The sequence below is a fragment of the Streptomyces sp. NPDC037421 genome (assembly GCF_055602105.1).
Window position 1 is genome coordinate 130,093 of sequence record NZ_JBVJWV010000004.1, and the last position, 19,917, is coordinate 150,009.

General features: G+C 73.5%; 21 protein-coding genes and 1 tRNA gene. 15 read left to right on the forward strand and 7 right to left on the reverse strand.

Annotation, left to right across the window (positions count from 1 at the left end; all coding sequences use genetic code 11):
* The first annotated feature begins 41 nt into the window (after positions 1–41).
* The 6 genes from ACZ7IF_RS08200 to ACZ7IF_RS08225 all read left to right on the forward strand — a co-directional run bounded on the left by ACZ7IF_RS08200 (position 42) and on the right by ACZ7IF_RS08225 (position 5,311).
* Complete coding sequence (locus ACZ7IF_RS08200) at positions 42–1,022, forward strand: alpha/beta hydrolase (protein WP_470964976.1); 981 nt, start codon at positions 42–44, stop codon at positions 1,020–1,022.
* 9 nt (positions 1,023–1,031) lie between these two features.
* The gene (locus ACZ7IF_RS08205; RefSeq protein WP_470964979.1) at positions 1,032–1,571 is read left to right on the forward strand and encodes a hypothetical protein; all 540 of its coding nucleotides are present in this window, start codon (positions 1,032–1,034) and stop codon (positions 1,569–1,571) included.
* 91 nt (positions 1,572–1,662) lie between these two features.
* Positions 1,663–3,237, forward strand: coding sequence for a DHA2 family efflux MFS transporter permease subunit (locus tag ACZ7IF_RS08210; protein ID WP_470964981.1), 1,575 nt, complete (start codon positions 1,663–1,665; stop codon positions 3,235–3,237).
* Between the two features lie 96 nt (positions 3,238–3,333).
* Positions 3,334–4,767, forward strand: a complete 1,434-nt coding sequence (locus ACZ7IF_RS08215; RefSeq protein ID WP_470964984.1) for a cytochrome P450 — start codon at positions 3,334–3,336, stop codon at positions 4,765–4,767.
* A gap of 46 nt (positions 4,768–4,813) precedes the next feature.
* Positions 4,814–4,887, forward strand: a tRNA-Lys gene (locus tag ACZ7IF_RS08220).
* An 82-nt stretch (positions 4,888–4,969) separates the two neighbouring features.
* The gene (locus tag ACZ7IF_RS08225; protein ID WP_362469167.1) at positions 4,970–5,311 is read left to right on the forward strand and encodes a hypothetical protein; all 342 of its coding nucleotides are present in this window, start codon (positions 4,970–4,972) and stop codon (positions 5,309–5,311) included.
* 76 nt (positions 5,312–5,387) lie between these two features.
* Here the strand turns inward: ACZ7IF_RS08225 and ACZ7IF_RS08230 are convergent, their stop codons facing one another.
* Both ACZ7IF_RS08230 and ACZ7IF_RS08235 read right to left on the reverse strand, forming a co-directional pair.
* Positions 5,388–6,365 (reverse strand): acyl-CoA dehydrogenase family protein, encoded by a 978-nt coding sequence (locus ACZ7IF_RS08230; protein ID WP_470964987.1) that lies wholly within the window; start codon positions 6,363–6,365, stop codon positions 5,388–5,390.
* Positions 6,365–7,510 (reverse strand): acyl-CoA dehydrogenase family protein, encoded by a 1,146-nt coding sequence (locus tag ACZ7IF_RS08235; RefSeq protein WP_470964991.1) that lies wholly within the window; start codon positions 7,508–7,510, stop codon positions 6,365–6,367. Before ACZ7IF_RS08235 ends, ACZ7IF_RS08230 begins: the two co-directional genes overlap by 1 nt.
* Before the next feature lie 129 nt (positions 7,511–7,639).
* On the opposite strand from ACZ7IF_RS08235, the gene ACZ7IF_RS08240 reads away from it, so the two are divergent.
* The 6 genes from ACZ7IF_RS08240 (at position 7,640) to ACZ7IF_RS08265 (ending at position 12,635) form a co-directional block, all read left to right on the forward strand.
* Positions 7,640–7,864, forward strand: coding sequence for a hypothetical protein (locus ACZ7IF_RS08240; RefSeq protein ID WP_470964995.1), 225 nt, complete (start codon positions 7,640–7,642; stop codon positions 7,862–7,864).
* Positions 7,861–8,643, forward strand: a complete 783-nt coding sequence (locus ACZ7IF_RS08245; RefSeq protein WP_470964998.1) for an SDR family oxidoreductase — start codon at positions 7,861–7,863, stop codon at positions 8,641–8,643. The genes ACZ7IF_RS08240 and ACZ7IF_RS08245 overlap by 4 nt, the downstream gene beginning before the upstream one ends.
* 15 nt (positions 8,644–8,658) lie before the next feature.
* Positions 8,659–9,276, forward strand: coding sequence for a TetR/AcrR family transcriptional regulator (locus ACZ7IF_RS08250; RefSeq protein WP_470965001.1), 618 nt, complete (start codon positions 8,659–8,661; stop codon positions 9,274–9,276).
* Between the two features lie 19 nt (positions 9,277–9,295).
* Complete coding sequence (locus ACZ7IF_RS08255; protein WP_470965004.1) at positions 9,296–10,453, forward strand: acetyl-CoA C-acetyltransferase; 1,158 nt, start codon at positions 9,296–9,298, stop codon at positions 10,451–10,453.
* A 200-nt stretch (positions 10,454–10,653) separates the two neighbouring features.
* Positions 10,654–10,857 (forward strand): cold-shock protein, encoded by a 204-nt coding sequence (locus ACZ7IF_RS08260; protein ID WP_125816912.1) that lies wholly within the window; start codon positions 10,654–10,656, stop codon positions 10,855–10,857.
* Positions 10,858–10,958: 101 nt separating this feature from the next.
* On the forward strand, positions 10,959–12,635 hold the full coding sequence (locus ACZ7IF_RS08265; RefSeq protein WP_470965007.1) for a DEAD/DEAH box helicase: 1,677 nt from the start codon (positions 10,959–10,961) through the stop codon (positions 12,633–12,635).
* 90 nt (positions 12,636–12,725) lie between these two features.
* Here ACZ7IF_RS08265 and ACZ7IF_RS08270 read toward each other — a convergent pair whose 3' ends face one another.
* From ACZ7IF_RS08270 to ACZ7IF_RS08290, 5 genes are read right to left on the reverse strand one after another with little or no spacing between them, the layout of a single operon-like run.
* Complete coding sequence (locus ACZ7IF_RS08270; protein ID WP_470965010.1) at positions 12,726–13,664, reverse strand: tyrosine-protein phosphatase; 939 nt, start codon at positions 13,662–13,664, stop codon at positions 12,726–12,728.
* A gap of 30 nt (positions 13,665–13,694) precedes the next feature.
* Complete coding sequence (locus ACZ7IF_RS08275; RefSeq protein WP_470965013.1) at positions 13,695–14,762, reverse strand: NAD(P)H-dependent flavin oxidoreductase; 1,068 nt, start codon at positions 14,760–14,762, stop codon at positions 13,695–13,697.
* A gap of 31 nt (positions 14,763–14,793) precedes the next feature.
* Positions 14,794–15,531, reverse strand: coding sequence for a CoA-transferase subunit beta (locus ACZ7IF_RS08280; RefSeq protein WP_470965016.1), 738 nt, complete (start codon positions 15,529–15,531; stop codon positions 14,794–14,796).
* Positions 15,528–16,379 (reverse strand): CoA transferase subunit A, encoded by an 852-nt coding sequence (locus ACZ7IF_RS08285; RefSeq protein ID WP_470965019.1) that lies wholly within the window; start codon positions 16,377–16,379, stop codon positions 15,528–15,530. The genes ACZ7IF_RS08280 and ACZ7IF_RS08285 overlap by 4 nt, the downstream gene beginning before the upstream one ends.
* Positions 16,376–17,131: an enoyl-CoA hydratase family protein gene (locus tag ACZ7IF_RS08290; protein ID WP_470965022.1), complete on the reverse strand. Its 756-nt coding sequence runs from the start codon at positions 17,129–17,131 to the stop codon at positions 16,376–16,378. The genes ACZ7IF_RS08285 and ACZ7IF_RS08290 overlap by 4 nt, the downstream gene beginning before the upstream one ends.
* Before the next feature lie 56 nt (positions 17,132–17,187).
* On the opposite strand from ACZ7IF_RS08290, the gene ACZ7IF_RS08295 reads away from it, so the two are divergent.
* From ACZ7IF_RS08295 to ACZ7IF_RS08305, 3 genes are all read left to right on the forward strand, one after another.
* Positions 17,188–17,952, forward strand: a complete 765-nt coding sequence (locus ACZ7IF_RS08295; protein WP_470965025.1) for an SDR family oxidoreductase — start codon at positions 17,188–17,190, stop codon at positions 17,950–17,952.
* Between the two features lie 7 nt (positions 17,953–17,959).
* Positions 17,960–18,871, forward strand: a complete 912-nt coding sequence (locus ACZ7IF_RS08300) for an SDR family oxidoreductase (protein WP_470965028.1) — start codon at positions 17,960–17,962, stop codon at positions 18,869–18,871.
* 386 nt (positions 18,872–19,257) lie between these two features.
* Positions 19,258–19,911, forward strand: coding sequence for a DUF4360 domain-containing protein (locus tag ACZ7IF_RS08305; RefSeq protein WP_470965031.1), 654 nt, complete (start codon positions 19,258–19,260; stop codon positions 19,909–19,911).
* The last annotated feature ends 6 nt before the right edge of the window (positions 19,912–19,917 follow it).

The window sequence follows — 19,917 nt, forward strand, 5'->3', positions numbered from 1 at the left end:
CACCGGGACCGCCCCGTCACATTCACCGAGGGGGAATTCAGTTGCAGAGGGAAGTCGACGGTCCGGAGATACGGGAAAACGCCGCGGAGGAAAGCGGATCCGCCAAAAGGACGGCACGCAGCCGGGGCCCCTTCGGAGCGCTGGCCTCGCTGCTGGCGCTGCCCGCGGCCCCGGCGTACGGGGCGACGCTCTCCTACCTCGTCTACCACCCGCCCCGCCGGCCGCACCACAAGCACCCCCGCGACTTCGGCCTGCCCGTCGAGGAGGTGTCCGTCCCCCTCCCCGGAGGCGGCCGCGAGCTGCACGTCTGGCTGTGCCGGGGCGGCCGGGACCGGGTCGTGGTCATCGGGCACGGCATCGGCCTGAGCAAGTCGGCGAGCCTCGCCCAGGCCGCGTTCCTGCACGAGGCCGGCTACACCGTGGCCCTGTTCGACCACCGCAACCACGGGCTCAGCGACGCGGACAAGGCCTTCTGGGGACTGAGCGAGCGCCACACCGACGACGTCGTCGCCGTCGTCGAGCACCTGCGCGGATACGACGAGTACCAGGACGCCCGCTACGCCGTCTTCGGCTTCTCCTTCTCCACCTTCCCCTCGCTGTACCTCCTGGGAAGGCCCGGCTGCCCCGTCGACGCCGTCATCTGCGACAGCGGCCCGGCCCTGGAACTGAGGCCGCTGTTCGAGAACTTCCTGCGGGCCAAGGGGCTCCCGGTACCGGGCCCGCTGCGCTCAGGACCGTCCTGGGCACTGCTCACGTCGGTGTTCGCCCGGCTGGGCACGGCCATGCTCCAGGCGGACTGGCCGCCGCCGGCGCGGGGCGCCTACCTGCACACGCCGGTGCTGGTGCTGGCCGGCGAGGACGACAGCATCATCCCCGTCGAGAACGTACGGGCGCTGGCCGCCCGCTACCCCGAGGCGGAGGTCGAGGTACTGCCGGCGACCGAACACCTCCAGGGCATGAAGACCGACCCGGACCGCTACCGCACCGCGGTCCTGGACTTCCTCAAGCGGGCGCTGGGGTAGGGGGCCGTCGTGGATCTCCCCCGGAACTGGGGCGCGCGGCCCGCGGAAGCAGCCGCCGCCTACCCCTGCGACGGGCTGCTGGGCCCGGCGGCCGAGCCGTGGCTGCGGGCGGTCACCGTCGCCGCCGACCCGCCCGAGGTGTTCCGCTGGCTGTGCCAGCTGAAGGTGGCCCCGTACAGCTACGACCTGCTGGACAACCTCGGCCGGCGCAGCCCCCGCACGCTCACCCCCGGCGCCGAACGCCTGGCGGCGGGCCAGCGGGTCATGACCATCTTCGAACTGGTCTCCTTCGAGCAGGACCGCGAGCTCACCCTGCTGCTCACCACCCCGTGGGCGGTACGCGCCTTCGGCGGGTTCGCGCTGACCTACCGGGTGAGCGCCCTGGGGCCGGGCCGCAGCCGCCTCGTGGCGAAGCTGATGGCCGGCCGCCACACCGGCCCGCTGGGCGCGGCCCGGCTGCGGATGATGGCCTGGGGCGACCTGCTGATGATGCGGCGCCAGCTGCTCACCCTGCGCGACCTGGCCGAAGCCGGGACGACTGGCAGTTAACTGCCAGCCGGACGGCATTCGTTGACCGCGCTTCGCGCCGACGTGGACGATCACGGGGCAGTCCTTCGCCCCAACCGAGAGGTCGTGTCACGTGGTTCAGCAGTTCGCCGGCCCCCGGCCGGACCAGCCGGCGGGCGGTGCCGCCGGGGCCCCGCCGGGGCGCCGGTGGCTCGCCCTCGCCGTGCTGGTGCTGGCCCAGCTGACCGTCTGGCTCGACAACACGATCCTGAACGTGGCCCTGAAGACCCTGGCCGACCCGGACGAGGGCCTGGGGGCGAGCCCCAACCAGCTCCAGTGGAGCATCAGCTCCTACACCCTGATCTTCGCGGTGATGCTGTTCACCGGAGGCGTCCTCGGGGACCGGTACGGGCACCGCCGGCTGCTGCTGACCGGGACGGCGGTGTTCGCCGCCGCCTCCCTGTGGGCGGGGCTGAGCGGCAGCCCCGGCGAGCTGGTCGTCGCGCGCGGCGCCATGGGCATCGGCAGCGCGCTGATCATGCCGGCCACGCTCTCCCTGATATCGGCCGTCTTCGAAGCCCGGGAACGGGCGATGGCCATCGCGATCTGGTCCGGTGCCAGCGGCCTGGCCATCGCGGCGGGCCCGCTGGTCGGCGGTGCGCTGCTGGAGCGCTTCTGGTGGGGCTCGGTCTTCCTGGTCAACCTGCCGCTCGCCGCCGTGACCCTGGCCGGCACCGTGCTCCTGCTGCCGGCCGGCCGCCACCACGGCCGCGCGAAGCTCGACCCGGTCGGCGTGGCGCTGTCGACCGCCGGGCTGCTGGCCGTGGTCTACGGGCTGATCGAGGGCGGCCACCGGGGCGAGTGGACCACGTGGGGCGTACTCGGGCCGATCGCCGGCGGCCTGGCCGTCCTCACCGTCTTCGTCCTCGTCGAGCTGCGGGTCGCCACCCCCAGCCTGGACGTGCGCCTCTTCGCCAACGCCCGCTTCAGCGGCGCCACCACCTCCGTGATGCTCGTCTACTTCAGCCTGTCCGGGTCGATGTTCTACACCGCCTTCTACCTCCAGGGCGTACGGGAGCAGACCCCCTTCGAGGCGGGGCTGAACCTGGTGCCGGTCGCGGCCGGGGTGCTCCTGGGCGCGCCCCTGTCGGCGGGCCTGGTGCGCCGCTTCGGCCTCGGACCGGTGGTGGGCCCGGCGATGCTCGTGGCTGCCGGCACCTTCCTGGCGTACGTCCGGCTGGGCCCGGACACCCCGATGGCCTGGTTCTGGCTGCTGATGCTGGTCCAGGGCGCGGCGCTGGGCGCCGCGATGGCGCCGACCACCGAGGCGGTCATGTCGGTGCTGCCGCCGGAGCGCACCGGGGCGGGCTCGGCGGTGAACAACTCGGTGCGGCAGATCGGCGGGGTGCTCGGCGTCGCCGTCCTCGGCTCCCTGCTGACCGGCTCCTACCGTACGGACGTCACCCCGGCCCTGGCCGGGCTGCCCGGTCCGGCGGCGGACGCGGCCGGCGACTCCGCCGAGGCCGCCCGGCTGGTCGCCGGGCAGCTGGGCAGGCCCGGGCTGGCGGCGGCCGCCGACCAGAGCTTCCTGCACGCCATGCACACGACCTCGCTGGTCGCCGCGGCCGCGGCCGCGGCCGGAGCCCTCGTGGTCCTGCTGTCCTTCCGCCGGTCCGACGGCCGTTCCGACCGGCTTTCTGGCAGCTAGCTGCCCGGGCATTGCCCGCGGAAGCGGGCGGCGGCTAATTTTCGAAGGGGCGCGACAAGGCCCATTCGAGAAATTCTCCGCGGGGGAGGAACAGAAATGTCTCCGGGTAGCAGCACGCCCGTCCGTCCGGTTCCGAAAGTAAAGGGCCGGGTCGGCATCGGAAACACCTGGGAATTCAAGAAGGACCGGCTGGACCTGTTCCGGCGCACCTTCGAATCGTGTGGTGACATCGGTACGTACCGGCTCGCCGGACAGGACTGCTATTTCGTCAATTCCGTCGAGATGGCCCACGAGATCCTCATCAGGAACGGGTCGCTCTTCGAGAAGACCGACCGCTTCCGCGCCTTCGCCCGGCCGCTGCTCGGCGACGGGCTGCTCACCGCCCCCAACGAGGACCACAAGCGCAACCGCAGGCTCATCCAGCCGCGGTTCCGCACGGCGGTGGTCCGCAACTCCGCGGAGACGGCGGCCCGGGTCGCGGCCGAGGTGGCCGGCGGCTGGGCCGACGGCGAGGTCCTCGACGTGCGGCGCGAGATGGTCCGCCTGGTGCTGGGCATCGTCGGGCACAACCTGTTCAGCCGGGACGTGCTCGGCGAGGCCGACGAACTGGGCAACGCGCTCACCGACGCCATCCACGGCTTCGACTCCCAGGCCAGTGCCCTCGTCCCGCTGACCATCGAGTGGCCCACGCCCGCGAACCTGCGCTACCGCCGGGCCATCGAGCGGCTGGAGGAGACCTTCAAGGCCGTCCTGGCCGAGCGCCGGGCCATGGCGCGGCGGCCCGACGACTGGCTGAACCTGCTGATGGAGTGCGTCACCGAGGACGGCACCCCGCTCGGGGACAAGCAGATCCGGGACGAAGCGCTCAACATGTTCATGCCCGGCCACGAGACCACGGCCACGGCCCTCACCTGGAGCTTCCACCTCCTGGACCGGCACCCGCAGGTGTACGAGCGGCTGCTCGCCGAATCGGACGCGGTGCTCGGCGGCAGGACGGCGACCCTGGAGGACCTGGAGCGGCTGCCGTACGCCCTCCAGGTGTTCAAGGAGGCCATGCGGCTCTACCCGCCGGTGTACATGTTCTCCCGCCAGGCCACCGCGGACGTGGAGGTACTGGGCCACCGCATCCCGGCCGGCGCCTGCGTGATCTTCAGCCCGTACACCCTGCACCGGCGGCCCGACTACTTCGCGGACCCGGAGCGCTTCGACCCGGACCGCTTCTCCCCCGAGCGCGAGGAGGCGCTGCCCAGGCACGCCTACATGCCGTTCGGCGCGGGGCACCGGGTCTGCATCGGGAACAACCACGCGCTGCTGGGCGGCCAGATCGCCCTCGCCACGCTGGCCGGGCAGGTACGGCTGAGCGCGCTGCCCGGGGCGCCGGAGCCGGTGATGGAACCGATGGTGACGCTGCGGCCGCGCGGCGGAATGCCGATGCGGGTGACCCGCCGCCCGGCCCCCGCCCGCACGGCGGAGCCGGCCGCCGCCCCGGCCCGGTGCCCGTACCCCCACGAGGGGACGGCCCGTCCGTAGGGGCGATTTGGAAGAGCTCCGCGGACCGGGTATTTTTCCTGTCGAGGCGCCGCTAGCTCAGTTGGTTAGAGCAGCTGACTCTTAATCAGCGGGTCCGGGGTTCGAGTCCCTGGCGGCGCACCTGATCTTCGGGCGGTTCCCGGTACACCGGGAACCGCCCGAAGTCGTTCCCGCCCGGGCGGCGGCCCTTAGGATCGCGGGCATGTCCACCACCACCCTCTGGCGTCCCACCGGCCCCGTCGAGCTCGAGCTGGTGCGCGCCCTCGACTGGCGGGCCTGGCCCCCGCGCCTGCCGGAGCAGCCGATCTTCTATCCGGTGCTCAACGAGGACTACGCGGTCCGCATCGCCCGCGACTGGAACGTCAAGCACGACGGTGCCGGCTTCGTGACCCGCTTCGAGGTCGACTCGGCCTTCCTGGAGCGCTACCCCGTCCAGCGGGCGGGCGGCGAGACCATCCTGGAACTCTGGGTCCCGGCCGAGGAACTCCCCGAGTTCAACGCGCACATCGTGGGGCGCATCGAGGTGGTACGGGAGTTCCGCTGAGCCGTCCCGGCCCCGGTGCCGGGTGGCCGCCCCCGCCCCGCGACCCGGGCGGACGGCGCCGCTTTGCGGACACCCGCTAATCCACCACCTCCGCCCGGCACTGCGACGGCCCGCCCCACGCGTCGCGCAGCGGGCGGGCCTTGCGCAGCCACAGGGACAGGTCCAGCTCCTCGGTGTAGCCGACCGCGCCGTGCAGCTGGAGGGCGGTGAGCGCGGCCGCGTACGCCGCCTCGCCGGCGGTCAGCTTCGCCGCCGCCACGTCCTGGCGGGACAGGGACAGCGCCGCCGCCCACAGCAGCGGCCGGGCGAACTCCAGCGCCAGCAGGGTGTCCGCCAGCCGGTGCTTGACGGCCTGGAAACCGCCGATCGGCGTCCCGAACTGGGTGCGCTGCTTCGCGTACTCCACCGTCTGCGCCAGCAGGGCCTCGCCCACGCCCAGGCACTGGGCCGCCGTCAGCAGCCGCGCCCAGCGCAGGGCCGTCCCCGCCGCCGCCGTCACCGCCGGGCCCGCCGCCAGCCGCTCCCCGTCCCCGGCCGGCCGGTACAGCCGCCGCGCCGGGTCGGTGGACGCCAGCGGCTCCCCGTGCCCGCCGGCGGGGGCCAGCCGCAGCTCGCCGGCCTCCGTCACCGTGAAGCGGTGCGTCGCCGCGTCCGCGTCCAGGGCGTACGGGGAGCCGCACGGCAGCGTCACCGTCGCCGAGGCCTCGCCCGAGGCCAGCCCCGGCAGGAAGCGTTTCGACAGCGCCTCGTCGCCCAGCCCGGCGAGGAGCACCGCGGCCGCCGCCGTCTCCACCACCGGGCCCGGCACCCCGGCCCGCCCCAGCTCCACGTAGCCCAGCGCCAGCTCCACCGGCAGCGGGCCCGCCCCGTCGTACGCCTCCGGCACGGCCAGCGCGAACAGGCCCGTCCCGGCGAGCCGGGACCACAGCGCCCGCCCGGGCCCGTGCTCCCCGGCCGCCCAGGCCCGTGCGGTCGCCGGGACCCCGGCCGCGCCCAGCAGGGAGCGCAGCGTACGGGCGTAGTCGGACTGTTCCCCGGTCGGCAGGAAGCGCATCAGCGGCGGCCCTTCGGGAGGCCGAGCAGCCGCTCGGCGATGATGTCGCGCTGGATCTCGTTCGTACCCGCGTAGATCGGCCCGGCCAGGGAGAAGAGCCACGGCTCGGCCCACTCGCCCTCGGCGAGCTCCGCGTACGGGCCCAGCAGGTCCAGGGCCGTCTCGTGCAGGGCGATGTCGTACTGGGACCAGAACACCTTGTTCAGGCTGGACTCGGCGCCGATCCGCTCGCCCGCCGCGAACCGGGAGGCGCCGGTCCAGGTGAACAGCTCGTAGGCGCGGGCCCCGACCACCGCGTCCGCGACCCGGTCGCGCAGTGCCGTGTCGGCGGGGTCGCCCTGCGCGCGCCACAGCCGGGCCAGCCGGTCGGCGGCGGCCAGGAACCGGCCGGGGGAGCGCAGGGTCAGCCCCCGCTCGTTGCCGGTGGTCGACATCGCGATCCGCCAGCCCTGCCCGGGCTCGCCGATCACGTCCTCGTCGGGTACGAACACCCCGTCCAGGAAGAGCTCCGCGAAGGCCGGCTTGCCGTCGAGGCGGCCGATGGGCCGCACGGTCACGCCGGGGGCCCGCAGGTCGAACATCAGGTAGGTGAGCCCGTGGTGCGGCTTCGGCGCCCCGGGACCGGTGCGGAAGATGCCGAAGGCGCGGTCGGCGAAGGCGGCCCGCGAGGACCAGGTCTTCTGCCCGTGCAGCAGCCAGCCGCCCTCCGTCCGCACCGCCCGCGAGGTGAGCGAGGCCAGGTCGGATCCGGACTCCGGTTCCGACCAGGCCTGCGCCCAGATCACCTCCCCGCTCGCCATGGGGGGCAGTACGCGTGCCCGCTGCTCGGCGGTGGCGTGGTCGAAGAGGGTCGGGGCCAGCAGGCTGATGCCGTTCTGCGAGACCCGGCCGGGGGCGCCCGCCGCCCAGTACTCCTCCTCGAAGACGAGCCACCGCTCGATGTCCGCGCCCCGGCCCCCGTACTCCTCGGGCCAGGAAACCGCCGACCAGCGGTCCGCGTGGAGCAGCGCCTCCCACTCGCGGTGTGCGGCGAATCCCTCCCCGGTCTCCAGGGAGGGCAGGGGGCGGGCCGGGACGCGGGAGCGGAGCCAGTCGCGGGCCTCGGCCCGGAAGGCCTCCACCCCGGGGGAGTGGTCGAGGTTCATGAGCTGCTCGCCTCCTTCATGGCGGCCACGTCCGCGGGCGGGCCGGCGGCGGAATCTTCGGCAAAGGCGTCGGCGGCGGGCATCGGCACATCCTTCCCTAACAAGTGTTTGGTAGGTTAACGTACGGCCATGAGCGGCGTCGAGGAGTTCCGCACCGGGGTCCGCACTCGGCCCGGCGCCCACCTCACCGGCGGGTTCGCGGCCCTCGACGCCCGCCGGCACCGCGGCCCCCGCGAACTGGCCACGGACGTCCTCTCCTCCCGCGCGGACACCCTCCACGCGGGCTCCGACGAGATCCAGCGCAACTTCGCCGCCGAGCGGATCCTCGGCATTCCCAAGGAGGTACGGACATGACCGCCCCCGCGTACGTCCCGGCCCACGGGCTGCTCAAGGACCGCACCGCCGTCATCACCGCCGCCGCCGGAGCCGGCATCGGCGGCGCCACCGCCCGCCGCTTCCTGGAGGAGGGCGCCACCGTCCTGATCAGCGACGCCCACGCCCGGCGCCTGAAGGAGACCGAGGACGCCCTCGCCGCCGGGTTCGGGCCCGGCCGCGTCGCCTCCCTGCCCTGCGACGTCACCGACGAGCAACAGGTCCGGGCCCTGTTCGCGCACGCCGAGGAGCTCCACGGCGGCCTCGACGTCGTCGTCAACAACGCCGGCCTCGGCGGCACCGCCGACCTCGTCGACATGACCGACGACCAGTGGGGCCGGGTCCTCGACGTCACCCTGAACGGCACCTTCCGCTGCACCCGCGCCGCACTGCGCTCCCTCAAGGCCTCCGGAGGCGGCGGAGTCCTCGTCAACAACGCCTCCGTCATCGGCTGGCGCGCCCAGACCGGCCAGGCCCACTACGCCGCCGCCAAGGCCGGGGTGATGGCCCTGACCCGCTGCGCGGCCCTGGAGGCCGCGGAGTTCGGCGTACGCGTCAACGCGGTCGCCCCCAGCCTGGCCATGCACCCGCACCTGGTGAAGGTCACCAGCGAGGAACTGCTGCGCGAACTGACGGCCCGCGAGGCCTTCGGCCGGTACGCCGAGCCCTGGGAGATCGCCAACGTCATCGTCTTCCTGGCCAGCGGCTACTCGTCGTACATGACGGGCGAGACGGTGTCGGTCAGCAGCCAGCACGCGTAGGCCGAGAATGGGCCCGTGCCAACGAACAAGCCGAAGAAGACACAGGTGACCGCCTCGCCGGAGCGCCGACGGGAACTCCTCGACACCGCCGCCGAGGTCTTCGCCGCCCAGGGCTACAACGCCACCACCGTCCGCAAGATCGCCGACGCCGCCGGGATGCTCGCCGGCAGCCTCTACTACCACTTCGATTCCAAGGAATCGATGCTCGACGAGATCCTCTCGGCCTTCCTGAACGAGCTGTGGGCGGGGTACGACACCGTCCTCGCCGCCGGCCTCGGCCCCAGGGAGACCATCGAGGCCCTCGTCACCGAGTCCTTCCGGGAGATCGACCGGCACCGTGCCGCCGTCGCCATCTACCAGAAGGAGGCCCGCACCCTCTCCGCGCAGCCCCGCTTCCACTACCTCTCCGACTCACAGGTCAAGTTCGAGAAGGCGTGGCTGGGGACGCTGGAGCGGGGCGTCACCGCCCAGGTCTTCCGCGCCGACCTCGACATCCGCCTCACCTACCGCTTCGTCCGCGACACGGTGTGGGTCGCGGCGTCCTGGTACCGGCCGGGCGGCCAGCACAGCCCCGAGGAGATCGCCCGCCAGTACCTGTCGATGGTGCTGGACGGGATCGCCGTACGCCCCTGACCCCGTTGAGGAGCCCGTCATGCCCGAGGCCTACGTAGTCGACGCCGTACGCACCCCCGTGGGGCGGCGCGGCGGCGGCCTGTCCGCCGTGCACCCCGCCGACCTGGGCGCGCACGTCCTGAGGGCGCTGGTCGAGCGGTCCGGGGTGGACCCGGCCGCGGTGGAGGACGTGGTGTTCGGCTGCCTGGACACCGTCGGGCCGCAGGCGGGGGACATCGCCCGGACGGCCTGGCTGGCCGCCGGCCTGCCCGAGGAGGTCCCCGGCGTCACCGTCGACCGGCAGTGCGGGTCCTCGCAGCAGGCCGTGCACTTCGCGGCGCAGGGCGTCCTGTCCGGGACCCAGGACCTGGTGGTCGCGGGCGGCACCCAGAACATGTCGATGATCCCCATCGCCTTCGCCTCCCGGCAGGCCGCCGAGCCGCTGGGCTTCACGGAGGGCCCCTACGCGGGATCGCGCGGCTGGCGGGCCCGGTACGGGGACGCGCCGGTCAACCAGTTCCACGGGGCGCAGCTCATCGCCGAGAAGTGGGGGATCTCGCGGCAGGACATGGAGGAGTTCGCCCTGCGCTCCCACCGGCGGGCGGTCCGCGCCATCGACGAGGGCCGCTTCGGACGGGAGACCGTCGCCTACGGGGACGTGGCGGTGGACGAGGGCCCGCGCCGGGACACCACCCTGGAGAAGATGGCCACCCTGAAGCCGGTCGTCGCGGGCGGCACCATCACGGCGGCCGTCTCCTCGCAGGTCTCGGACGGCGCGGCGGCCATGCTGATCGCCTCCGAGCGGGCGGTCGCCGAGCACGGCCTGACCCCCCGGGCCCGCATCCACCACCTGTCGGTCCGCGGCGAGGACCCCATCCGCATGCTGTCCGCCCCGATCCCGGCGACCGCGCACGCCCTGAAGAAGACCGGGCTGACCCTGGACGAGATCGACCTGGTCGAGATCAACGAGGCCTTCGCCCCGGTGGTCCTGGCCTGGCTGAAGGAAACGGGCGCCGACCCGGACCGGGTCAACGTCAACGGAGGCGCCATCGCCCTGGGCCACCCGCTGGGCGCGACGGGCGTGAAGCTGATGACCACCCTGCTGCACGAGCTGGAACGCACCGGCGGCCGCTACGGCCTCCAGACGATGTGCGAGGGCGGGGGCCAGGCGAACGTGACGATCATCGAGCGGCTCTGACCGGGGGCCGGTCCGGCGGGGTTGCGGCCGGGTGGCGCAGGTCGCAGCGCCGCCCGGCCGGGGTGTGCTAGCTTAGGGGCGTTGCAGTTGTGGTACCCATGAACTTTATGTGCGCCTGACGGGAATGCTCCGCAGGCGCTTTTATTGTTTTTCCCGGATCCTCCCGGATGGGGCCCTTGCCGCCTATTCAGGAGATTCAAATGGCTAACGGTACCGTGAAGTGGTTCAACTCGGAAAAGGGCTTCGGCTTCATCGAGCAGGACGGTGGCGGCCCGGACGTCTTCGCCCACTACTCGAACATCGCCACCTCTGGCTTCCGTGAGCTGACCGAGGGTCAGCGCGTGACGTTCGACGTCACCCAGGGCCAGAAGGGCCCCCAGGCGGAGAACATCCTCCCCGCCTAAGTTCTTCAGCATGCCGGGGTCCGCACCGCGAGGTGCGGGCCCCGGCTTGTCTGCTGTCTCGACCTTTGTTTTACCTGCCGGTTTCAGGAGGGCTTTCTCGCATGACCAGCTCCAGCTCCGCACGACCCAGCCGCCGCCCCACCCGGGGTCGAGGTGCGGCACAGGGGCGTCCGAAGGCTGGTGCGGGACGGCAGAAGTCCGCCCCCGCCCCCCGGCCCCAGGAATTCACCATGCCCGAGCCGACCGCCCCGGCCCTCCCGCCGGTCGCCGCGTTCGAGGACATGGACATGCCCGAGGCGCTGCTGAAGACCCTCGCCGCCCAGGGCGTCACCGAGCCGTTCCCCATCCAGGCCGCCACCCTGCCGAACTCGCTCGCCGGCCGTGACCTGCTCGGCCGCGGCCGCACCGGCTCCGGCAAGACCCTCGCCTTCGGCCTGGCCCTGCTCTCCCGCACCGCCGGCCGCCGCGCCCAGCCCAAGGCGCCGCTCGCGATGGTCCTCGTACCGACCCGCGAGCTGGCCCAGCAGGTCACCGACGCCCTGAGCCCCTACGCCACGGCCGTCAACCTGCGCATCGCGACCGTCGTCGGCGGCATGTCGATCAACCGGCAGTCCGGCGCCCTGCGCCGCGGCGCCGAGGTGCTCGTCGCCACCCCCGGCCGCCTCAAGGACCTCATCGACCGCGGTGACGCCGACCTCTCGCAGGTCTCCGTCACCGTCCTCGACGAAGCCGACCAGATGACCGACATGGGCTTCATGCCGCAGGTCACCGCCCTGCTCAACCAGGTCGAGCCCGGCGGCCAGACCATGCTGTTCTCGGCGACCCTCGACAAGAACATCGACAAGCTCGTCAAGATGTTCCTGAGCGACCCGGTCGGCCACTCCGTCGACCCGTCGGCCGGCGCGGTCACCACCATGGAGCACCACGTCCTGTACGTCATGGACGAGACCGACAAGAAGGCCGTGGCGACCCGCATAGCGGCCCGCGACGGCCGGGTCATCATGTTCGTGGACACCAAGCGGGGCGTCGACCGCATGGTCAAGCGGCTGCTCGCCGACGGCGTCCGCGCCTCCGGCCTGCACGGCGGCCGCTCCCAGCCGCAGCGCAACCGCACCCTGGACTGGTTCAAGACCGGCGAGGTCACCGCGCTCATCGCCACCAACGTGGCCGCGCGCGGCATCCACATCGACGACCTCGACCTCGTCGTCAACGTGGACCCGCCGACCGACCACAAGGACTACCTGCACCGCGGCGGCCGTACCGCCCGCGCCGGCGAGTCCGGCAGCGTGGTCACCCTGGTCCTGCCCGACCAGAAGCGCGACATGTCCCGCCTGATGTCGGACGCCGGGATCACCCCGCGCACCGCACAGGTCAAGTCCTCCGACGAGGAGCTGTCCCGCCTCACCGGCGCCCGCGAGCCCTCCGGCGTCCCCGTCGTGCTGGAGGTCCCCCAGCCCCCGCAGCCCAAGCCGCGCACCGGCTCGGGCTCCGGCTCCTCGCGCCGCCGCGCGGGCGGCTCCCGCGGCGGCTCCGCGACCGGCTCAGCCCCCGCGGCCGGCGGTCGCGGCCGGCGCTCCGGCGGCTCCGCCTCCGGCCAGGCCCCCGCCGCCGGCTCGGGCCAGGCCCGCCGCGGCCAGGGCGGCGGCCAGGGCACCGGCGGTGCCCCCGCCCAGGGCCGGCGCTCCGGCGGCTCGTCCTCCGGCGGCGGTGCCGCCGCGGCCTCCGCGCGCAGCCGCGTCGGCACGGGCGGCGGCCAGGGCCGCCGCCGGGCGGTCTGACCCCCGCGGCACGACGTACGACCACCGGACGCCGGGCGGCGCGCACTGCGCACCGCCCGGCGTCCGGCGTTTGCGGGCCTCGCCGCCCGGCTAGCGGACCAGCTTGTCCTGCAGCTTCACCAGCGTCCGCAGGTCCAGGCCCAGCCCGTCCGTGAGGTAGCCGTAGAAGCTCCCGTAGTCGGCCTCCAGCCGCGCCGTCGCCGCGTCCAGGTAGTCCTGGCGGACCTCCTGGAGCGGGATCAGCAGGTCCGGGTTCTGCATCCGCCCCGACTGCTTCAGACCCGCCCGCACCTGGGCGTCGTACGCCGCCCGGAACGTGTTCGAGGCCAGGTAGTCCCGCTCGGCCGTCTCCTGGGGCACGGCCAGCGAACGCAGCAGGACGTAACTCAGCCAGCCCGTACGGTCCTTGCCGGACGTGCAGTGGTACAGCAGCGGGCCCTGGCTCCCGTCCGCGATCTCCCGCAGGGTCGTCGCCAGCTGCGCCCGGTTCTCGGGGCTGGTCACGAAGGTGCGGTAGATGTCCCGCATGTACGCCTCGGCGCGCCCGCCGCCGAGCATCTGCTCCTGCTTCACGGGGTCGCCGGTGGCTATCGCCCCGACCAGGGTGCCGTACAGGCCCAGGTCGCTGATCGGGCGGGAGGTGGCCGAGAGCCCGGACGGCAGCCGGTCGGCGCCGTCGTACTGGAGCTCCATCGCGATGCGGAAGTCGACGACCTTCGTGAGGCCGAGACCCGAGACGGTGGTGATGTCCGCCGGGGTCAGCTTGCTCAGCGCGTCGGAGCGGTACACCAGCCCCTGGCGGACCTGACCGCCGGTGTAGGTGCGGTAGCCGCCGATGTCCCGGAGGTTGACGGCGCCCTGGAGGGGGATCTGCCGGATCGTCTCCGGCGCGTACTGCCAGTGGTACGGGTGCCTGGCGGCGGCGGCGCTGTCCGCCGGCGCCGCGTACGCGGAGGCGGCGGGCAGGGTCCCGATGGCGAGGGCGGCGGCGGCCGCCGCGGTCGCCAGGCGGATTCGGGCACGGCTCATCTTTGCGACTCCTGTAACGGAGAAGGGGGATCACCCTGGTGGTGGCAGGGTGTGGAGCGAGTGCAGTGCTTCCATTGCCTGTCGTGCTTCGGCCATGACCCGGGAGACGAGTTCCGCACAGGACGGCAGATCCTCGATCACCCCCGCGACCTGGCCCGATGCCATGACACCGAGGTCCGTACGGCCCTCGACCATGGACGCCTTCAGGAGCATCGGGGTGTTCGCCGCCAGCAGGACCTGGCTCCAGGACAGGTCCTTGCCGTGTTTCATCGCCAGGCCGTCGCGCACCATCTGCGCCCAGGACAGGCCCGACAGCCTCCGGAACCCGGCCGCGTGCCGGACCGCCCGCGCCAGCGCCCCGGCGCGGCCCGACCGCTCCAGGGCCGTGACCAGTTCGGTGCGCAGCATCCGGTGCGGCAGCCCGTCGACGGCCGTGGTGACGGTGACGTCCTTGACCGTGGCCCTCAGGTACTCGGCCTTCACCGCGTCCGGGACGGTGGAATCGGAGGTCAGCAGGAAGCGGGTGCCCATCGCGATGCCCGCCGCCCCGTACGCCAGGGCCGCGACCAGGCCGCGGCCGTCGCTGAAGCCGCCCGCCGCGATCACCGGGATGTCCACCGCGTCGACCACCTGCGGCAGCAGCACCGTCGTGGCCACGTCACCGGTGTGCCCGCCGCCCTCGCCGCCCTGCACGACCACCGCGTCCGCGCCCCAGGCCGCGACCTTCTCGGCGTGCCGGCGCGCCCCGATCGAGGGGATCACCACCACTCCGGCGTCCTTCAGCCGGGCGATCAGCTCCCGGGACGGGGCGAGCGCGAACGAGGCCACCCGCACGCCCTCGTCGATGATCAGCCGCACCCGCTCGGCCGCGTCCCCGGCGTCCGCCCGCAGGTTCACCCCGAACGGCGCGTCCGTACGGGACCCGACCTCCTTGACCGCGGCGCGCAGCTGCTCCACGGTCATCGTCGCCGAGGCCAGGATGCCCAGCGCCCCCGCGTTCGCCGCCGCCGAGACCAGGCGCGGCCCGGCCACCCAGCCCATGCCCGTCTGCACGATCGGGTAGCGGACCCCGACCAGCTCGGTGAATGCCGTCTCCATCGCAGACTCCCCGCCTCTCCGGCTCCTCGCCTCAGACCCGGACTTCCCGGTCGCGCAGGCCCCGGGGGTCGATCACCTCGCGGATCAGCCGCAGCTCCTCGGCGCTCGGCTCCCGCGTGTACGGGACCCCGTCCGCGACCGCCAGCTCGAACCCGGTCGCCGCGCGGACCTGCTCGACCGTGACGCCCGGATGCAGGGACGCGAGGCGCATCGAGCGGTCCGGTCCGGTGAAGTCGAAGACCCCGAGATCGCTGACCACCCGCGGCAGCCGGTGGTAGCGGGTCACCCCGGCCGCCTCCGCGCGGTCGTATCCCACTCCGCTGACCATGTCGACGCGCTCGACGAACACCCGGGGGGAGTGCTTGGGGACCCAGTAGCTCACGGGGTTGTTCAGGGTGTTGACGGGCGCGCCGCGCACCCCGAGGAGCTGGCGGGAGGGCCGCTCCCAGTCGCCGATGCAGGAGATGTTCTGGTTGCCGTACCGGTCGATCTGGCCGGCGCCCATCATCACGTGCCGCCGTCCGCCGGTGACCATCGTCAGGTGGCGGCGGTACGGCAGCCAGCCCTCGGGCGTGCCGTCGAGGCCGACCAGCATGGCCTCGCCGTCGGTGAGTAGCAGCTCGGGGGCGAAGGTGCGCTTGGCGAGCCGGGCCCCGAAGGAGGGGATCAGCCCCATGGGGCTGGCGAGCACCTCGCCGTTGTCGCGCCATGCCTCGGCGCAGGCGATCACGCAGTACTCCTGCCGGGTGGCGGCGGTCGCGGCGGTCACTTCTGCTCCTCGTGCCAGGTCCGGACGGCGGTCTGGTAGTCGTGCTCGCTCCCGCCGGCCAGGAAGCGGGCGGCGAACTCGGGCCAGGGGGTGGAGGCGTACAGCTTCTGGAAGGCCTCGTCGCGGTCGTAGTCGGGCACGCAGGAGGTGAAGTGCGCGCCGTTCGGGGTCTCCACGACCCCGGTGACGGAGTGCCGGCTGACGAGGAGGGACTGCGGGGGGCCGGACTTGGCCAGCTCGGCGCTCTCCACGAGCTGTTCGCAGGAGACGTACGCGGCGTCGGCGGCCTCGCAGAAGAGGTCGTCGAAATAGGGGTCCGGGCCCAGGTACTGGGCGTTGCCGAGCCGGTCGGCGCGGTTGAGGTGCACCAGGGCCGCGTCCAGGCGCAGGGCGGGGACGGCGACGAACTCCTCGGCGTCGGCGTAGGGGGAGGTGACGGTGCGTAGTTCCGGGTTGACCCGCATCACGTCGGAGCCGAGGCCGGCCCGGACGGGCATGAAGGGGAGCCGGTTCGCGGCGGCGTGCAGCCCCCACATGAACATGGCCTCGTCGTACTCGGTGAGGGCGATGGCCCCGCTCTCGCGGGCGGCCCGGAAGTTCGGCTCCAGCGCGATGGAGTCGAGGGTGGCGAAGGGGGCCACGAGTCTGCGGATCCGTCCGGCGGCGGCCAGCAGCCCGACGTCGGGGCCGCCGTACGAGACCACGGTGAGATCGGTGATCTCCGAGCGGAGCAGTGCCCGCACCAGGGCCATGGGCTTGCGCCGGGAGCCCCAGCCGCCGATGCCGAGGGTGATTCCGCTGCTCAGCTGTCCGACCACCTCGTCGGGGGTCATCGTCTTGTCCGTCATGCGGTCTCCTCCTGTCCTTTGCCGAAGGTGTCGCGGACGCGGTCGGCGACCCCGCTGAGGTTGGCCTCGAAGGTGAAGCCCTGTTCGAAGCGGTAGCTGCGGCGCACGTCCACGGGGTCGATGCCGTTGATGGCCGCCTTGGCCAGGCGGATCAGGTAGCCGTCCTTCTTGGCGATCTCGGCCGCCAGTTCCAGGGCGGCGTCCCGGAGCCGTTCGGGCGGGACCACCTTCCAGACGGAGCCGTGCGCGTGGAGTTCGGCGGCGGTGACGGTGCGCGAGGTGTAGTACAGGGCGCGCATCAGGTGCTGCGGGACGAGCCGGGCCAGGTGGGTGGCGGCGCCGAGGGCGCCCCGGTCGAGCTCCGGGAGCCCGAAGACGGCGTCCTCGCCGGCCACGATCGCGTCGGCGTTGCCGACCAGGCCGATGCCGCCGCCCAGGCAGAACCCGTTCACGGCGGCGACCACCGGCACCTCGCACTCGTAGACGGCGGCGAAGGCCTCGTAGCAGCCGCGGTTGGCGCCGACGAGGGCTCCGTGCCCGGTGTCGCGCTGCATCTCCTTGATGTCGACCCCGGCGTTGAAGCCCCGGCCCTCGGCGGCCAGGACCACGCAGCGGACCTCGGGGTCCCGGCCGGCGGCGCGCAGGGCGTCGGCCAGGTCGTACCAGCCCCGCACCGGGAGCGCGTTGACGGGCGGGAAGTCGGCTGTGACGAGTGCGATGCCCTTGGCCGGGCCGGAGGTGGAGACACCCATGAGCGGATCAGCTACCTTTCCACCAAACATTTGTTAGGTGAGGAAGGTAGCAGCCGATGGAGCTCAAGGGGAGGGTTGTCGTCGTCACCGGCGGAACCCGGGGGGTGGGCGCCGGGATCGCGCGCTCGTTCCTCGCGGCCGGGGCGGAGGTCGTCGTCTGCGCCCGGCGGCCGCCGGAGGAGCCGGTGGCGGCGGGCGGGCGGCAGGCCGCCTTCACCGCCGTGGACCTGTGCGACCCGGCCGCCGTACGGGAGTTCTTCGACGCCGTCGGCGAGCGCCACGGGCGGCTCGACTGCCTGGTGAACAACGCCGGCGGAACCCCGTACCGGCTGCTGGGGGAGGGCGGTGCCGAGCGGCACGCGCGGGTCGTCGAACTCAACCTGCTGGCCCCGATGACGGCCTCGCTCGCCGCCTACCCCTGGCTGCGCGAGAGCCGCGGCTCGGTCGTGATGACCGGCAGCGTCAGCGGCACCCGCCCCTCGCCCGGGACGGCGGCCTACGGTGCGGCCAAGGCGGGCCTGGAGAACCTGGCCCGCTCGATGGCCGTGGAATGGGCGCCCGAAGTACGCGTCAACTCGCTCGTCCTGGGCATGGTGCGGACCGAGCTGGCGCACCTGCACTACGGGGACGAGGCGGGCATCGCGGCGGTCGGCGCCACCGTGCCGCTGGGACGGCTGGCCGAGCCCTCGGACGTGGGGGAGGCGGCGGTGTTCCTGGCCTCCGGCCGGGCCGGCTACGTGAGCGGCGCGAGCCTGCTGGTGCACGGGGGCGGGGAGCGCCCCGCGTTCCTGGACGCGGCAACGGTCAACAAGGAGAGCTGAGGCGGACATGGGCATTGCGGACGGACGCGTGGTGATCGTGACGGGCGCGGGACGGGGACTGGGCCGGGCCCACGCCCTGGCCTTCGCGGCGGAGGGCGCGCGGGTGGTCGTCAACGACCTCGGGGTGGGCCTCGACGGCCGTCCCGGGCCCGACAGCCCGGCGTCGCTGGTCGTCGAGGAGATCCGGGCACTGGGCGGCGAGGCGGTGGCGCACGGCGGGGACATAGCGTCGCAGGAGGGGGCGGCCTCGCTCGTGGACTGCGCGGTCTCCGCCTTCGGCGGCCTGGACACCCTGGTCAACAACGCCGGGTTCCTGCGGGACCGGATGCTGGTCAACCTCGGTGAGGCCGACTGGGACGCGGTGATGCGGGTGCACCTCAAGGGGCACTTCCTGCCGCTGCGGTCGGCGGCCGCGTGGTGGCGGGCCGAGGCGAAGGCCGGACGCCCGCGGGCCGCCCGGGTGGTCAACACCTCCTCGGGGGCGGGGCTGCTGGGCTCCGTCGGCCAGGGCAACTACAGCGCGGCCAAGGCGGGGATCCTCGGCCTGACGCTGGTGGCGGCGGCCGAGATGGGCCGGTACGGGGTCCAGGTCAACGCGATCGCCCCGGCGGCGCGGACCCGGATGACGGAGCAGACCTTCGCCGGGTCGATGGCCGCGCCGGAGGCGGCCGGGGGCTTCGACGCGATGGCCCCGGAGAACGTGTCCCCGCTGGTGGTGTGGCTGGGCTCCGGGGACTCCGAGGGCGTCACGGGGCGGGTCTTCGAGGCCGAGGGCGGCCGGATCACGGTGATGGAGGGCTGGCGCCCGGGCCCCACCGCCGACCGCGGCGCCCGCTGGACCCCGTCCGGGGCGGGGGTCGCCGTGACGAAGCTCCTCGCGGAATCCGAGCCCCCGCTCCCCCCGTACGGCTCCCGCTGACCCCGGCCCGGGCGACCCGCCGCCCCGGCCTGGCCCGGCCTGGCCCTCGGCTCCGGCCCTCGGCTCCGGCCCTCGGCTCCGGCCCGGTCGGCTCGTGCGGTGCGGCTCCGCCCCTCCCCGCCCCCGCTTCCCGGGGAGGGGCGGGTGCGGCGCGGGGCGGCGCCGTCCCGGGGCCGGGGAACCGGCCATCGTGGGCGACGGGGTGGATCAGGCCCGGCGGGCCCGGGCTGATGGGCGGTGTGACGGACGCGGCGGCTCCGCCGGTTCCGGCCAGGAAAGGTGCCCGGGAAACCCCGGAACGGCGTTGGCCGTATCACGCCCTCCCCGCCCCAGCGGCAGCGTGATGGCATGTCCACGCCGAATTCCCGACGAATGGGGAACCGAACATGCCGCTCCGCAGAATTGCCGTCGGCGCCGCCATCGCGGTGTTGTCGGCCGTGGCCGCACCCGCCCGGGCCCAGGCCGACCCCCCGTACATTCCGCCGCCCGGCCGCATCACCGTCGACGTCGTCGGCGTCAACGGCTCGGGCTGTCCCCAGGGCACCGCCACCGTCGCCGCCGCCTCCGACAACACGGCCTTCACCGTCACCTACAGCAACTACCTCGCCCAGACCGGAGCCGGCTCCGGCGGCACCGAGTTCCGCAAGAACTGCCAGCTGGCCCTGCGGATCCACGTCCCCCAGGGGTTCACGTACGCCATCGCCCGCGCCGACTACCGCGGCTTCGCCCACCTCCAGCGCGGGGCCTACGGCCAGGAGCGCGCGAACTACTACTTGCAGGGCGCCGCCCAGACGGCCCGCAGCACCCACCAGTTCAACGGCCCCTTCACCGACAACTGGCAGGCCAGCGACCAGACCGAGTACGCCGACCTCGTCTGGGCCCCCTGCGGCGAGGAGCGCAACCTCAACGTCAACACCGAACTGCGGGTCTACGGGGGCACGTCCAGCCCGCAGGCACTGAGCTTCATGAGCATGGACTCGACCGACGGCAGCGTCAGCACCGTCTACCACTTCGAGTGGAAGGAATGTCCCGCCCGCTGACGCCAG